This window comes from Anabaena sp. PCC 7938 (assembly GCF_049315035.1).
GTDB lineage: Bacteria > Cyanobacteriota > Cyanobacteriia > Cyanobacteriales > Nostocaceae > Anabaena > Anabaena cylindrica.
On record NZ_CP186034.1, the window covers coordinates 1,733,369 to 1,748,630 of the forward strand.

Sequence of the window (15,262 nt, forward strand, 5' to 3'; positions counted from 1 at the left end):
CATGCAAGGGTTTATTAATTGACATAATTAGATGCAACTACATAAGAGTTACTCACCCGTTGTTGTTGATATTTTGTCAGCATGATTGTCGCGTCATCAGCTGATAAAGGATGACTAAACAGATACCCTTGCATAACTTCACATTCAAGAAGTCTCAATATGCTCAATTGTTCTTGAGTTTCTACTCCTTCTGCAACTACTGATAAATTCAGTCTATGTGCTAAGGCAATTATGGCTGTTGTAATTGCTGTTTGATTATCACCATTGGCCAAATCACGCACAAAGGACTGATCAATTTTTAAAGAATGGACAGGAAAGTCCTTTAAATAACTGAGAGAGCTATATCCCGTACCAAAATCATCTATAGATATAAAGACTCCTATATTATCTAATTCCCTGAGAATATTTTGAGTCAATTTTACATCTTGCATAGCCACAGTTTCAGTAATCTCTAATTCTAAATACTTGTGTTCTAATTTTGTTGCCGATAGTACCTGTTCAATCATGTTAACTAAGTTCGGTTGCTGAAACTGTCTAGCTGAGAGGTTGACAGCTATTGATAAATGTGGTAAATTAATATTCTCTTGCCAAGCTTTGTTTTGTAAACAAGCAGTTCTTAAAACCCATTCAGAAATTGGTAAAATCAATCCATTTTCTTCAGCAATAGGGATAAAAGTTGCTGGGGGAATTAAACCTAAGTTGGGATGTTGCCAACGTAAGAGAGCTTCCATTTTAGTGATTTCACCCGTAGAGCTATTTACCTGCGGTTGGTAGAACAATTTAAATTCTTCTCGCTCTAAAGCATAGTGTAGGCTATTTTCTAAAATGAATAATTCTGGGGCTTGGGAATTGATAGCTGCATGATATAATTTGTAGTGATTACGTCCCTGGGATTTTACACGAGATAAAGCTGCATCAGCATTTTTAATTAGGGTATTTGCATCTTCTCCGTGTTGGGGATAGAGCGAAACTCCAATACTGGGACTAATATTTAAATGGTAATTCTCTATTTTGAATCCTTGTTTGAAAGCAGCAAAGATCCGCTTTTGGATGGCTTCAATATCGTTAATGTCGCTGATTTTTTGTAACAAAATAATGAACTCATCACCACCCCAACGACTGATGATATCATCTGCACGCAGACATTGTTTTAATCGTTGAGCAACCAGTTGTAATAATTTATCACCAATTTCGTGACCTAGACTATCATTAACTTTTTTGAAGCGATCTAAATTCAAAAGACACACTGCTAGGTGATGATTGTGATTAACTTTTTCCAAAGCTGCAATGAGTAAATCATTAAATAATACTCTGTTCGGTAAATTAGTCAAAATATCATGTAAAGCTTGATAGTTAATTGTTGCTGATGCTAATTTCTCAGCCGTGATATCACGAAAACTCCAAACTCTCCCAATATTTTTTTCACCGAGATGATGTAGTTGAAAATGAGGATTAAATACTCTTCCATCCTTAAAAAAAAGGAGATTATGAATTTGTTGATCTGGATGAATATTTAATTCTCTGATTATTGTTAGATAATATCTAGGATTTTCTAGCTGTTTGAGTGCAAATCTCAATATTTGTCTATGATTACCTGATTTAATTAATAACTCAGGAATGTACCACATCCGCAGAAAATTTTGATTAAAGCTGACAATTTTATTTAGATTATCTAAAATTAAAATACCATCGGTCGTAGATTCTAGAGTTACTTTTTGTAAAGCTAGTGATTCTTTTAATGCAATTTGTATATTTTGGGTTTCATAAATTTCTCTTTGTAATTTTTCCGCCAAAGAGGATTTTGTTATATGTATATTGTGAGTCCGATATTTTTTTTCTTGTTGATTAATGAATTTTGAAACTAGAAATTTTGAAACTAATAAAGCAACAAATTGAATTCCTATATAAGTGATTACCCCAAACATCAAAGTCATTATATTAGCCTTTTCTCTAGTAGAGTGCTTCTGATTTTATGATTTTTATATTTTTGATGTTGCATAGTTAATCTCTTTTATTTATACCCTAGTATCGCTTGGTAGAAATAAATATCCAGTGAAAAAAAGTTTAAAAAGCTGATCAATAAATCTTGCTTTCTTACCTCCTATCTCTTGACACTAGCATACGTATTATTACTAACAGATAACTAAAATGTCAAGATAATTAGCCGAAAACACTTATTTTTGATGCTATCAATAAGCAATATATATATGCTGTGTAAGTATTGATTACTTAGATATTAATTTTAGGGAAAATATTAAAGTGCTAAATTAATAAAGATAACTGTGATCCTTGCTGAGTTTTATTAACTTCGATCCGGGCTTGAAAGGCTTCTTTGAGGTGGGGCATATGAGTTACGGTGAGGATACAGGCGAAATCAGCAGCGATCGCATTAATAGAGGCAATCAAGCGATCGCATCCTTCCGCATCCTGAGTACCAAACCCTTCATCTATAATCAGTAATTGCAGAGCCGCACCTGCACGTTGCGCTAATAACTTCGCTAAAGCTAATCGAATTGCAAAATTGATTCTAAACGCTTCCCCCCCGGAATAAGTTTCATAAGCTCGCGTCCCCCTGGCATCAGCAATTAAAATATCTAAAGTATCTATCAATTTGGCATTTTTCTTACTTGACTTCCCACTCCTTCCCACCTTCTGCGTCACAAACTGTACGTGTAATTGATTCGCACTCAACCGTGAAAGCAATTGATTCGTCTCAGCTTCTAATTGCGGTAACACATTTTCAATCATCAAAGCTTGGATACCATTTTTACCAAAAGCTTGCGCTAATTCCTGATAAACTCGCTGCTGCTGCTTGCAAGATTGCAATTGTTCCTGTTCCTGCTCATACTGAATTTGCAGCGTTTCCAATTGATGTATTAATTGTTCCAAACGCCCTAAATTAGCGATTTTTTCATCAAGTTCTCGTCTGCGAATTGCTATTTGCCGTTCTAAAGCATTAATTTGATCAACAGGATTAGCTGTTAATTTTAACTGCTCAACAATACTATCAATTTGACTAGCTAGATTTTGCTGATCTGCTAATCTAGTATTTTGAGAACTTGTCAAATCTTGCAATCTGGTTTGTAATTGAGGATACTGTTGCTGTGCAGACAAAAATTGTTGATAACGCAACTGCCAAGATTGAGACTCACGCACAGCTTGACGGAGATGATTGTGCTGTTCAGAACTATAATTAAGTTCCGCAAGTTGTACAGTTAAAGCTTCTATTTGTTTAGCAATATCAGAATCTGTTTGTTCAAACTGAATTCTCACCTTCAACTGCTCAATAGTAGCTTGCAATTCTGGCTTTCTCGCTGCTAATTGAGTTTGACGCTTATTTGCTTCCTTAATTTGCCCTTGTTTAATTTCTGCCCAACGCCAACGCTCTACTTCACTTCTTGCTAAGGCGTGGTCTTGTTCACTATAACTGAGTTGCTGCAAATATTCATCTAACTGCTGAAGTTCAGCTTGTTTATCAGGAGCATAATTACCTTGCAAAGAACGCTCTAAATGTTCTCGTTCTAAACCAAGTTGTCGTAACTGTTCTTGAATATCCGTAGTTGCTTGTAACTGTGCTGCTAATTGTCCTCTTTTTTCCCGTAAAGTATCATAAACCGCTAATTGTTGCGATATTTCCCGATATTCTTGCCTGAGTATTTGAATTTCTTTATCTGAAACCGCCATTTGTTCCCGCACTACCCAAAATTGCCCTTGAGTATCTTCATATTCAAGTTGAGTTTTTTGGATAACTCGACTCCAGTGATGTTCATCTAGAGGACGTTCGCACAAAGGACATAACGCATCTGGATTTTGGAGCATTTGCAATTTCTGCTCTAGTTCTGCCAGTACTTTCTCGTAGTCTTTCTGTGTAGTTTGTAACCGTTCGATAAAGTGTCTGCGTTCCTGTCCTTTTTCCTGTACCCGTTGCAAATAAACCCGCTTTTTCTCCAGTTCTTCAATTTGCACACCTACATCCATCACAGCTTGCTGTAGTTGCGGTTGACGGCGATTTTGGCTTTGGAGTTGGTTTTCTGTATTTTGTAGTTGTTCTAGTCGTGCTATTAATCCAGCATGAGTACGATCTAATTGAGTTTGTAAAGTGGCTCTTTGTTGTAACAAAGGATTCACTTGCATTTGCAATTGATCTAAATGAGATAAATGATTGCGTGCGGTAGCTAATTGAGCTAAAGCTGTTTCTACTTCTGGGGATTTGGTGAGAGTTTGTTGAATTTCTCGCTCTTGTTGCTCTAAAGCTTCTAATTGAGCTTGAGATTGTTGTAGTTGACGTTCAAGGGTTTGAATTTGTTTATTCAGTTGTTGTTGCTGTTGTTGTCGTAAGCCAGTAGCTTGAGTATGTTGAGCAAATTTTGTAGCAAAAGCTTCCTCTTGAGATTGCAGACTTTGATATTCAGCATATCCAGATGTAATTTCTAATTCCTGATTGAGAGTAGTTTCTAAATCTGCTAACTGAGATTGTACCGTTAATTGTTCTTTGTGCAAGCGATCGCAATCTTGGCTCAGATTTTGGTATTGTTGCCTTACAAAACTCAATTGCTGTTCCCAGCTTTGGCGTTGGTGTTGGACAACTTGCAAACTTTGTAATTGAATATTATCAAAAGCTTGCTGCTGTTGCAGTTTATCCAGTTGAACTTCCAACTCAACTTTTTGCGCTTGTGTCGTCTCCCGTTGTTGAAGTTGAGTTTTAATTCCTTCCAAAGAACGCTCTAACTCTTCCAATCTGCCTTTATACTGTTTAGAAAAGTCCTTAGCTCGTTCTTCTAATTGATCATATTGATTGAGTTTTAATAACTCCGCTAAAATTTCCTTACGTTCTGTGGGACGCTTGAGCATGAATTCATCTGCTCTACCTTGACGTAAGTAAGCCGAATTAATAAAAGTATCGTAATCGAGCTTGATATGTTGTAGAATCACATCCTGGGTTGCTCGTACCCCTTTACCAGTGAGAGGACGAAAACCAGCAGGAGTTTCAATTTGAAATTCGAGTATACTAGTTGCACCCCTAACGCGGGTACGAATCACTCGATAAGTTTGTTGGTTATTGTGAAAAGTAAAATCAACTCTAACTTCTTTGGCACCAGAATAAATCACATCATCTTCAACAGTGGCACGGCTTTCACCCCAAATCACCCAAGTGATTGCTTCGAGTAGAGAAGATTTCCCCGCACCATTAGAACCACAAATACAAGCCGTATGCAAACCGCCAAAATCTAAAGTTGCATCACGGTAACTAAGAAAATTTTTGAGGATAAGTTGTACTGGGATCATTCAGGCTATATCGCCATATCTAAAATTTTAATAATTAACAGTACAGATGCACTTCTTTGTTAGTTTAGCGATTCAAAGAGCAGGTTTCTAGTCTTAAAGACATCAATTTTACAAAAATTTACAATATGATGACTTCTTTTTTCACTATTTTATGGTTTGAAGAGAAAGCAATCAAAATAATTTGTAGGGCTGGTTAGCGCAGCGTAACATACCATAAAATTAAGGGGTAATGGCATAGAAATGTTATTTTAAGTAAGTAAGGTCTGTCACCAAGCATCATTGCAAACATTGTCAATCTGGGGAGAAACAGCAACAATGACTCAGACTCTACAGAAAAAGTCACATTAGACGAATTTATTTCCTGGTATCCAGAAAACACAGATCACCGTTATGAATTGCATGATGGAGTAATTGTGGAAATACCGAAACCAAAAGGTAAGCATTCTAAACTCGCAGGATTTATCTCTGGTAAGCTATTTGTCGAAATTCAGCGATCGCAATTACCCTTCTTTATACCTAGAGAATGTATCATCAAATCTAGAGACGGGAAATCTGGATATGAGCCAGATGTGATAGTTTTAGATGAAGCAGCCATTGTCAACGAGCCAAGATGGGAAGCAGAATCAATCATCACACAAGGAAATTCAGTCAAATTAATCATTGAAGTTGTCAGTACCAATTGGCGTGATGATTATTTCAAAAAACTGGGAGAATATGAAGAGTTAGAAATTCCCGAATATTGGATTTTTGATTATTTAGCCTTGGGTGGCAGAAATTTCATTGGTAATCCTAAACAACCGACTATTTCTATTTATGAATTAGTAGAAGGAGAATATCAAGTTACTCAAGTCCGGGGAAATGAAACCTTAAAATCGCCAACATTTCCAGAATTGAATTTAACTGTTGAGCAGATTTTTCAACTTTGATGACTATGTTGAATCAGGTGTAAGGAATAAGGGATGATACCAGCAAAAGTCAAACAGTTTGTCAGGTTTTCAGGTTTTGAAGGATTCTCAAAAGTTCTCTTTTTCCCCTCCTGACTTCCTAACCCATGACTTACGTCACGCTGCGCGAACAAGGAAAGACTTTTTCAACAAGCCTTAGGTAGAGGTTATTTAAATCAGCCTACGCAAGTTCTGTTATGAACTCTTCAGAAATCCCCGCGTCTAGCCTTCGGTGGCAAGCAACAGACTGGGGAAGCTTAATAACCTCCATATACCTGAGGCCAAGTTGTCCACAGAAAAATTATGACTGCACCAACTGCTAATAAACCCTGAAGCAAATTACCTACCAACGTTCCTACAGTAATTCCTATACCAGCTTTAACTGCCTTTCCTAAATCTTTTTGATAAAGATATTCACCGACAATTGCACCTAAAAGTGGACCGATTAACATTCCCAAGAGTGGGCCACCAAATGGTAAAGCTGGCAATAAGCCAAAGAATCCTAAAAACAAACCCACAAACGCACCAATTTGTCCCCATTTACTAGCACCGGCTTGTTTAGCACCCAAGTAGCCAGCTAGGAAATCAACTCCCATGCTCAGAAGCAGGACGATAACTGTAACAATCAGGGGAATTTTAATCGCTGCAAAGGAACTACTGACGATTCCCCAAATAATAATTGCAATTAAAATTAAGCTGCTTCCTGGAATGGCTGGAACTACGGAACCAATTACACCCACGAGCATGACAGCTATTAATAACCAGTAAATAATTTGCATAATTGATTGCTAATAATTCAGGAGTCATTTAAATATTACCCATTACCCATTGTCACCGCTAATTTATCAGCGATTCCCTCAATCCATGTTTCATCTTGTTTGGTGTAACTACGAGGAGCATTTGCTCCTAAAATTAGAACGCCTTCTTTACCTATAGGTTGACAAATTACACCTTGTGTATTTTCTGGTAAATAATCAAATTCTATTTTGCCTGGATACACATATAAAGCAACTAGATAGATTGGTTTTTGTGTTTCCAAGACTCGTTTTAAGATTGTTCCGGGGATGACTTCAGATTTAGGAGCCAGAATACCGCGACGTAACAAAACTTGGCCTTGATAGTAAACTACGAGCGATCGCGTCACTGTATTAGTTAATAATAAACGAGATGCCCAAGCTAGTTCTGTTTTCACGGTTTCTGGTAAATCTGGCGCTAAGAAAAAACCTTCTTCCCCAATTAGTTCTACTGTATCAGGCGATCGCGGTTGTACCTGCTGCCAAATTAAACCTGTTAAAATTAACACCGCACTCAAAACTACTCCCAACACATCCCCTCGTGCTTGAGAATTGGTGAGTTCCGGTGTCAACAAGCGATTAACCAGTAAAAGTAAAGCACCCAAACCCCCGACTACCAAAGGCAAACGCCGCAAAACTATATTAGGATCAGATTTAGTCATTAGACTCAGTTATCAGTTGTCAGTGGAAAAAGGCCAAATGCAAAAGCCAAGAGATCATAAATTTTTCTCCCCTGCTCCCTGCCCCCCTACTCCCCTGCTTCATTCCTCTCCCGCTTCCAGTATGCGTTGAAAAAGATAACCAGTACCTCTAGCTGTGAGAATCAGTTCTGGGTTACTAGGATCATCTTCTAATTTTGCCCGTAAACGGGAGATATGCACATCTACCACGCGAGTATCTACGTGGCGTTCTGGTGTGTATCCCCAAACTTCTTGTAAAATTTCTGAACGGGAAAAAGCTTCTCCAGACCGACTTACTAACAACTCTAATAAGCTGAATTCCATACCTGTTAAGCGAATACGCTCGTCACCTTTGTAGACTTGGCGCTTATTCGTATCAATTTTGATATTCCCGACATGAATTACCCCAGAACTGGGAATACCAGTCGCACCTGTTTTATCTACTCTTCGTAATACTGAGCGAATGCGAGCTTCTAATTCTTTGGGGGAGAATGGTTTAACTACATAGTCATCAGCACCTAATTCTAGTCCGGTGATGCGATCAGCTACATCCCCTAAGGCTGTTAACATGATAATAGGAACATCGGATTCTTTACGTAATTCTTGACAAACACCATAGCCATCTAGCTTTGGCATCATTACGTCTAAAACTACCAAGTCCGGTTCAGCTTTGCGAAAAATTTCTAAGGCTTCTTCTCCGTCGCCAGCAGTTACTACATCGTAGCCAATCATGGAAAGGCGTGTTTCCAAAATCCGGCGAATGCTGGCTTCGTCGTCTACTACCAGGATTTTTTCTTTATGACTTTCCAAGTTTCCCTAAGCTCCCTAACTAAAATTTTACATGATGAATTTTAATACCATAATATTAAGATATCATTCCATCAACTGATTAGAAAAAACCTGTAAATACTACTCTGATTAGATTTCTGTTTTTTCTAAAACTTAAGAAAGAATTAAGATTCTTTAATAAATATTAAGCATGGCAAAGCCAAAAACTATATTCATTTGCAGTAATTGTGCAGCAGAGTTCTCCCAATGGTTTGGAAAGTGTTCAAATTGCGACACTTATGATTCTTTGATAGAACAGAATCCCAGCCCTTTTGGAGTGGATGTACCTAGTCGGGGGGGAGTTGGTAATTGGCACGCTGCTCAAACTCACAATAAATCTAGTGCTAAATTAACTAAACCGGCTAAAGCCAGAGCTTCTCTGACATTTGATCAAATTAGCGATCGCCAAATTGCTCGTTGGGAATCTGGTTATGGTGAACTAGATCGGGTACTTGGTGGTGGAGTTGTCCCTGGTTCAATGGTACTAATTGGCGGTGATCCAGGAATTGGTAAATCTACTTTACTCTTACAAGTATCCAATCAATTGGCGCAAAAATACCGCATTCTCTACGTCACTGGGGAAGAATCAGGACAGCAGGTAAAATTACGCGCCTCTCGTTTGGGAATGTCAAAACCCTTAACTGTGATTACTGAGGAGAAAGCAACCGATGAATCAGAAATAAAAGAGACTAAGGATTTACAAGAAATTACTGAAATAGAAATAGATCCCGATAGTATCGGCGCAGATTTATATGTTTTACCAGAAACAGATTTAGAAGAAATATTACGAGAAATAGATTCCCTGAAACCAAATGTGGCAGTGATTGATAGTATACAAACTGTCTTTTTTCCAGCTTTGACATCTGCACCCGGTTCAGTAGCCCAAGTTCGTGAATGTACAGCAGCCTTAATGAAGGTAGCAAAACACGAAGATATTACCATGTTGATTGTCGGCCACGTCACCAAAGAAGGCGCGATCGCCGGGCCAAAAGTTTTAGAACATTTAGTTGATACAGTATTGTATTTTGAGGGCGATCGCTTTGCCTCTCACCGATTATTAAGAACAGTAAAAAACCGTTTCGGAGCAACACACGAAATTGGTATATTTGAAATGGTAGCCCAAGGATTACGGGAAGTTGACAACCCCTCAGAATTGTTTTTAGGCAATCGAGATGATCCCGCACCGGGTACAGCTATTGTCGTAGCTTGCGAAGGAACAAGGCCAATAGTTGTAGAATTACAAGCTTTAGTTAGTCCTACCAGTTACCCTTCACCCCGACGGGCAGGAACTGGGATAGATTATAACCGTTTAGTGCAGATTCTCGCAGTATTAGAAAAGCGAGTAGGCATACCCATGTCAAAACTAGATTCCTATGTTGCATCTGCTGGGGGTTTGAGTGTAGAAGAACCTGCGGTAGATTTAGGAATAGCGATCGCAATTGTTGCCAGTTTCCGTGACAGAATAGTTGATCCCGGTACTGTTTTAATTGGGGAAGTAGGCTTAGGTGGACAAGTGAGATCAGTGTCCCAAATGGAATTGCGGTTAAAAGAAGCAGCGAAATTAGGCTTTAAAAGAGCGATCGTTCCCAAAGGGACAAAATTCCCCGATTTGAATATCGAGATTTTACCAGTATCTAAGGTAATAGATGCAATTATCGCCGCCATTCCCCACCAAGAACTAACAGAAGGAGATTTAGAACCTGACGCAGAAGACGAAGATGATTGATAAACTGAGAGGACTTTGAGGAATTTAGCCCCCCTTAAAAAGCTACGGTGTACACACATCCTGACCCAGAGAGAGTTTCCACCCCTGAAATGCCTGATATTTTGCGAAACTCAAACCTCCATCTCTCTATAAAATTGGGATTTAGAGTGGCAAAACCAAGCGTTAGGTATGATTTCAAGACTTGTGTGTACACCGTAGTTGGTAAGGGGAGGGTGCGCGATAGCGCGGGTGGGGTGTATTTCATGAGCTTGGGAATTGCTATATAATCCACCGTTTTTATCAGATGTTTATTTTTATCTGTCAAATAAAACCCAACTCATTTTCCAAAAGTTGTAGAGCTTTTTCGCAAATCAACAGCCATATCAACAACTTCATTTACAAGAAATCTGACAAGTTTTCCTTGCGGTTGATTAATCTGATGATGCAAACCACGCAAAACATTTTTGATAGAACGAGAATGATTGTCTTGGACAAAATGAGATGATATTCCTAATTCCTGAATTTTTATTCAACGAGTCTCATAATTTTGTTTAATCCAGTTTTGGTATGTACCTGTACATACAGAGTCCACCCAAGCAGAGTTATTGAGATACCATTGAACTGTTTTTAATAGACCACTATCGAAATTTTCTTTTGGTTGCCAGCCTAAATCTTTGTTAATCTTACTACAATCAATTGCATAGCGGCGGTCATGACCAGGACGGTCTTTAATAAAGGTCATGAGAGAAGAATATTGAAAATACTCTTTAGGTGCTAATTTATCAAGAATCGCACAAATTTTTTCTACAACTACCAAATTAGTTCGTTCATTTATACCCCCAATATTATACGTTTCACCAATACTTCCCTCTCGGAGAACAAGATAAATAGCCTCACAGTGATCACTTACATATAGCCAATCTCTAATATTTTGTCCATCACCATATATAGGTAAAGGTTTACCATTCAAAGCATTCAGAATGGTCAAAGGAATCAGTTTTTCAGGAAATTGCCAAGGTCCGTAATTGTTCGAGCAATTGGTTGTTAAAGTAGGTAAACCGTATGTGTGATAGTAGGAACGAACGAGATGGTCTGCACCCGCCTTAGAAGCTGCATATGGGCTATTCGGTGCATAAGGCGTATCTTCACTGAAGGCTGGATCTGTGAGGTTTAATGAACCATATACTTCATCTGTAGATATATGTAAAAAGCGGAATTTTTCTTGTTTTGACGATGTTAATTTTTGCCAATAAACCTTACTAGATTCTAATAATTGAAATGTGCCTACTACATTTGTTTGAATAAAATTTTGAGGACTAATAATTGAACGATCAACATGAGTCTCAGCAGCAAAATTGATTACTCCATCTGGCTGGTATTGATTGAGTAAATAACTTACTAACTCAAAGTTATTAATATCTCCTTGGATAAAACAATGGCAGGGATCATTTTGTACATCTGCTAAATTTTGTAAATTACTTGCATAGGTCAGTTTATCTAAATTAATGATATTAGCCCATCTTTCTTTTCTAGCTTTGATAACAAAGTTAGCTCCAATAAAGCCCGCTCCACCTGTTACTAATAAAGTAGGCATATCATCTTTTTTAAAGTTTGACATATAACCTATTTCGTCCTAATTTATTTTTTACGGCTCTACAGTACTTGTTATGCTAAATTACCAGTCGATATAGCCTTTCCCACTCTAGTTAGATACAAAATTACCCCTCCCCAACCCTCCCCTTGGTAAGGGGAGGGTGCGCGACAGCGCGGGTGGGGTGTATTTCATGAGCTTGGGAATTGCTATAAGAGGGAATTCTTAACAGGGCAAAGAGAAAAATTTTTACCATAATATTCAAAAATATGACTTATCTCTTTTACACAGCAAGCCTTATGAGATTTCTTTGTTCAGATTTTGCATATTATTTACTCAAGAGCCAAAATTATAGTAGGGCGAACGGCCGTTCGCCCCTAAGCATCTAATTCATGTACCTGAAAAATACTGTAAATGAATTACAACTCTAGGATGTTGGTTTGGTTGTGGGTGTAGCTGTTGGTGACGGCTTTGTTGTTGGCGTTGGTTTGGTTGTCGGTGTAGTTGTTGGTGACGGCTTTGTTACTGGTTGACTAATTATTTTCTTGGCCTCTTCATTCAACTTTTGACGAAGTACCAAATCAGCAATTCCAGTTTCCTGAAGTTGATTTTTTTTCTGATACTCCTTCACTAATTCTTCAACGCGGGGACTGTAAAATTGATCACGAGGCAAGACAGGATTTGGCTTGAGTACAGCATTCAAATTCCCTTGCAGAATTTGTACAATGTTGGCAGCAAAAGCTTGAGTTTTTGGGCCTACTTTACCATCAACACTTAACTTATAGCCTTTTTGAAACTCAGTAATTGCTTTTTTAGTTTCTTCATCTGTTAGTGGAATTTTTGTCACTTTGACGTTATAGCCTAAACCTCGTAAAACAGCACGGAATTCTTCTGGGTTATAATTACGCTGACGGACTGCAAAAGCAGTATCTGAAATTACTGCACCAACTGTCACTACACAGACCAAAGCTATATTCGTCCCTAATTTTCCTAAATTACACCACATTATTAAAACTCCTTGAGATGAAATCAGCAAAATACAAATGCTAACAGATGCATCTTAAGTTTCTTTAAGTTATTTTTTGCTAATTATTCATTAATTTTGATTAATTTGGAATCCTCAGGATTATTAACTAATATAAATAAGTTGAGCATTGATATCTATACAATGGTCTAGTTTTTATTAGCAGTAGTCATCACCCGTCCGTACCTTACACTAAGAGTAAGAAATATCAAAATTCGGTATATTCCATAACTAGTAATGATGAAAATAAAATCCCGCAAGCAACACAACCTATGGTTTGAAAGGTTAATGGCCATTACTGCCACTGTTAATTTAGGGTTAGTTTTGTTTGATTTGAGTTATGTACCTTGGCGGGATTTCTACTTCCGAAGAGTTCCTCAGATCACCCAAATATATGACCCAATTAAAGGTATTGAAACACATCGAGACACGAATAAATATCTGGAAACAGTAGCTGCATTAGAAGAACAGGTGAGTCAAACAGGGTTAAACTCACCTGTGGTCATGGCCAAGTTAAAAGAAATTAACCGTCTTAGCAGTGAAATGATTGATAGTAACCCTTTTGCGGGTGCGGGTAAGAGTGGATCTTTGGAAAAAATTAAAAACCGGATGCGGGAACATATTGGCCAAGAATCCGCAAAACGCGCCTTTGCTACCTTTTGGAGTCCGGGGTATTTATCTAAAAATGGTTGGATTCAAGAAATTAGTTTTTTCAACCAGCAAATTCGCCCTTCAATGGCTATTAATTATCACCGCAAAATTGAGGAGAATGGGGAGTTTTCAGATGCTTTTTGGTTAATTGATTTACCGTTTGTAGTAATATTTGGCTTGGAATTGCTAGGACGTACTTTTTATATCAAACGTCAAAACCCGCATTTAAGCCTGTTAGAAGCGATTTTGTGGCGTTGGTACGATTTATTTTTACTAATTCCTGTTTGGCGCTGGTTGCGAGTTTTACCAGTAATAATTCGTCTAGATCAAGCCCAGTTAATTGATCTACATTTAGTGAGGCGACAAATCCATCAAGGGATAGTGGCCAATTTTGCCGAAGAAATCACAGAAATAGTGGTGGTGCGAGTTATAAATCAAGTCCAGGGTTCAATTCAGCGGGGTGATCTTACTCGGTGGCTTTTGCAGCCAGAAAAAGAGCGTGCCTACATAGATATTAATAATATAAATGAAGTGGAAGCGATCGCTGGACTGTTATTACAAACCATTGTTAATCAGGTACTACCCAAAATCCAGCCAGAAATTAATGCCATTTTGAGCTACAACATCGAAACTGCTTTCCAGCAAATACCAGTCTATCGTCATCTACAGATGCTTCCAGGTGTGGGACAAGCACAAAACCAAGTCAGTGAACAACTAGTCAACCAAATTACCACTAACCTATATAGTGCATTGGTTAGTGCCATTGAAGATCCAGTGGCAGCAAAACTTACTAACGAATTAATCGAAAAGTTCAGCAAAGTTTTAGGTTCCCAAATCCAGGAAAAACACGTAATTACAGAAATTCAAAGTTTACTCAACGACTTTCTCGAAGAAGTCAAAATTAACTACGTCCAACGTTTATCCCAAGAAGATATTGACCAAATTATTGAGCAAACCAGGCAGATGAGAAATAAAGCATCTGTTCAGACAGTAGTACATAAAGGCGTTCTCCCAGAAATCCGCGATAGGTAAAGGAGATGGGGAGAATAACTAATTCCCTATTCCCTGTCAACTTAGTAATGACTAATGACTAACGAAAAAAATACGCTACACTCATGTTAGGGGCGAACCAACGACGGTTCGTCACAAGACTTCTTGGAAGATATCCCTATCGCAGGAAGTGGGTAAATGCCCACTTTTTTTATTGAATTCTCGCATGACTCATCCCTTAGTCCCACAAATTATTGAATTAGCCACACCAGTAGCAGAAGAACTGGGATTGGAAGTTGTTGGTATAGTTTTTCACACCAACCAGCGGCCACCAGTTTTGCGGGTGGACATCCGTAATCTCCAACAGGACACTGGCCTGAATGATTGTGAACGGATGAGCCGTGCTTTAGAAGCCTCCTTAGATGCGGCAGAGATAATTCCAGATGCTTATGTATTGGAAGTATCCAGTCCTGGTATTTCGCGACAACTTGTTACCGACAGGGAATTTATTTCTTTTAAGGGGTTTCCTGTAACTATCTCCACTTCTCCACCCTACGACGGACAGCAAGAATGGATTGGTCACTTGATTCGCCGGGATGAAACAACAGTTTACCTAAATCAGAAAGGTCGTGTAGTTGAAATTCCCCGTTCCCTAGTTACCAGGGTGCAGCTGGATGAGCGCCACTAATCGATTTTAAATCTTAGATTTTAGATTTTAGATTGGGGGTTTTAGATAAAAATCTAAAACCCAAAGTTTAAAATCCAAAAT

At 38.3% G+C, this 15,262-nt stretch carries 10 protein-coding genes and 2 pseudogenes; 4 read left to right on the forward strand and 8 right to left on the reverse strand.

Annotated elements, in window-relative coordinates; all coding sequences use genetic code 11:
* Positions 1-14 precede the first annotated feature (14 nt).
* The gene (locus tag ACOWPH_RS08085; protein WP_015214901.1) at positions 15-1,934 is read right to left on the reverse strand and encodes a putative bifunctional diguanylate cyclase/phosphodiesterase; all 1,920 of its coding nucleotides are present in this window, start codon (positions 1,932-1,934) and stop codon (positions 15-17) included.
* A gap of 328 nt (positions 1,935-2,262) precedes the next feature.
* Entirely contained in the window at positions 2,263-5,286 is a 3,024-nt protein-coding gene (sbcC, locus tag ACOWPH_RS08090; RefSeq protein ID WP_015214902.1) for an exonuclease subunit SbcC, read from the reverse strand.
* A gap of 356 nt (positions 5,287-5,642) precedes the next feature.
* Here sbcC and ACOWPH_RS08095 point away from each other — a divergent pair, with 356 nt between their 5' ends.
* Entirely contained in the window at positions 5,643-6,212 is a 570-nt protein-coding gene (locus tag ACOWPH_RS08095) for a Uma2 family endonuclease (protein WP_244887765.1), read from the forward strand.
* A gap of 275 nt (positions 6,213-6,487) precedes the next feature.
* Here the strand turns inward: ACOWPH_RS08095 and ACOWPH_RS08100 are convergent, their stop codons facing one another.
* The 3 genes from ACOWPH_RS08100 to rpaB form a co-directional block, all read right to left on the reverse strand.
* A complete protein-coding gene (locus ACOWPH_RS08100) occupies positions 6,488-7,009 on the reverse strand; it encodes a DUF456 domain-containing protein (RefSeq protein WP_015214904.1) in 522 nt (173 codons plus the stop codon).
* A 35-nt stretch (positions 7,010-7,044) separates the two neighbouring features.
* Positions 7,045-7,686, reverse strand: coding sequence for a cofactor assembly of complex C subunit B (locus ACOWPH_RS08105; protein ID WP_015214905.1), 642 nt, complete (start codon positions 7,684-7,686; stop codon positions 7,045-7,047).
* Between the two features lie 99 nt (positions 7,687-7,785).
* The gene (gene rpaB, locus ACOWPH_RS08110; protein ID WP_015214906.1) at positions 7,786-8,514 is read right to left on the reverse strand and encodes a response regulator transcription factor RpaB; all 729 of its coding nucleotides are present in this window, start codon (positions 8,512-8,514) and stop codon (positions 7,786-7,788) included.
* 169 nt (positions 8,515-8,683) lie between these two features.
* On the opposite strand from rpaB, the gene radA reads away from it, so the two are divergent.
* Positions 8,684-10,258, forward strand: a complete 1,575-nt coding sequence (radA, locus tag ACOWPH_RS08115) for a DNA repair protein RadA (protein ID WP_015214907.1) — start codon at positions 8,684-8,686, stop codon at positions 10,256-10,258.
* Positions 10,259-10,577: 319 nt separating this feature from the next.
* Here the strand turns inward: radA and ACOWPH_RS08120 are convergent.
* From ACOWPH_RS08120 to ACOWPH_RS08130, 3 genes and pseudogenes are all read right to left on the reverse strand, one after another.
* A pseudogene (locus tag ACOWPH_RS08120) lies at positions 10,578-10,754 on the reverse strand (dTDP-4-dehydrorhamnose 3,5-epimerase family protein); the annotation flags it as partial.
* 12 nt (positions 10,755-10,766) lie between these two features.
* On the reverse strand, positions 10,767-11,855 hold the full coding sequence (gene rfbB / locus ACOWPH_RS08125; RefSeq protein ID WP_015214908.1) for a dTDP-glucose 4,6-dehydratase: 1,089 nt from the start codon (positions 11,853-11,855) through the stop codon (positions 10,767-10,769).
* A 403-nt stretch (positions 11,856-12,258) separates the two neighbouring features.
* Positions 12,259-12,834, reverse strand: a pseudogene (locus tag ACOWPH_RS08130) (peptidoglycan-binding protein); the annotation flags it as partial.
* Between the two features lie 255 nt (positions 12,835-13,089).
* Between ACOWPH_RS08130 and ACOWPH_RS08135 the strand changes: the two are divergent.
* Together ACOWPH_RS08135 and rimP are read left to right on the forward strand one after the other, a co-directional pair.
* Complete coding sequence (locus ACOWPH_RS08135) at positions 13,090-14,535, forward strand: hypothetical protein (RefSeq protein WP_015214910.1); 1,446 nt, start codon at positions 13,090-13,092, stop codon at positions 14,533-14,535.
* A 184-nt stretch (positions 14,536-14,719) separates the two neighbouring features.
* A complete protein-coding gene (gene rimP, locus ACOWPH_RS08140; RefSeq protein WP_015214911.1) occupies positions 14,720-15,181 on the forward strand; it encodes a ribosome maturation factor RimP in 462 nt (153 codons plus the stop codon).
* The last annotated feature ends 81 nt before the right edge of the window (positions 15,182-15,262 follow it).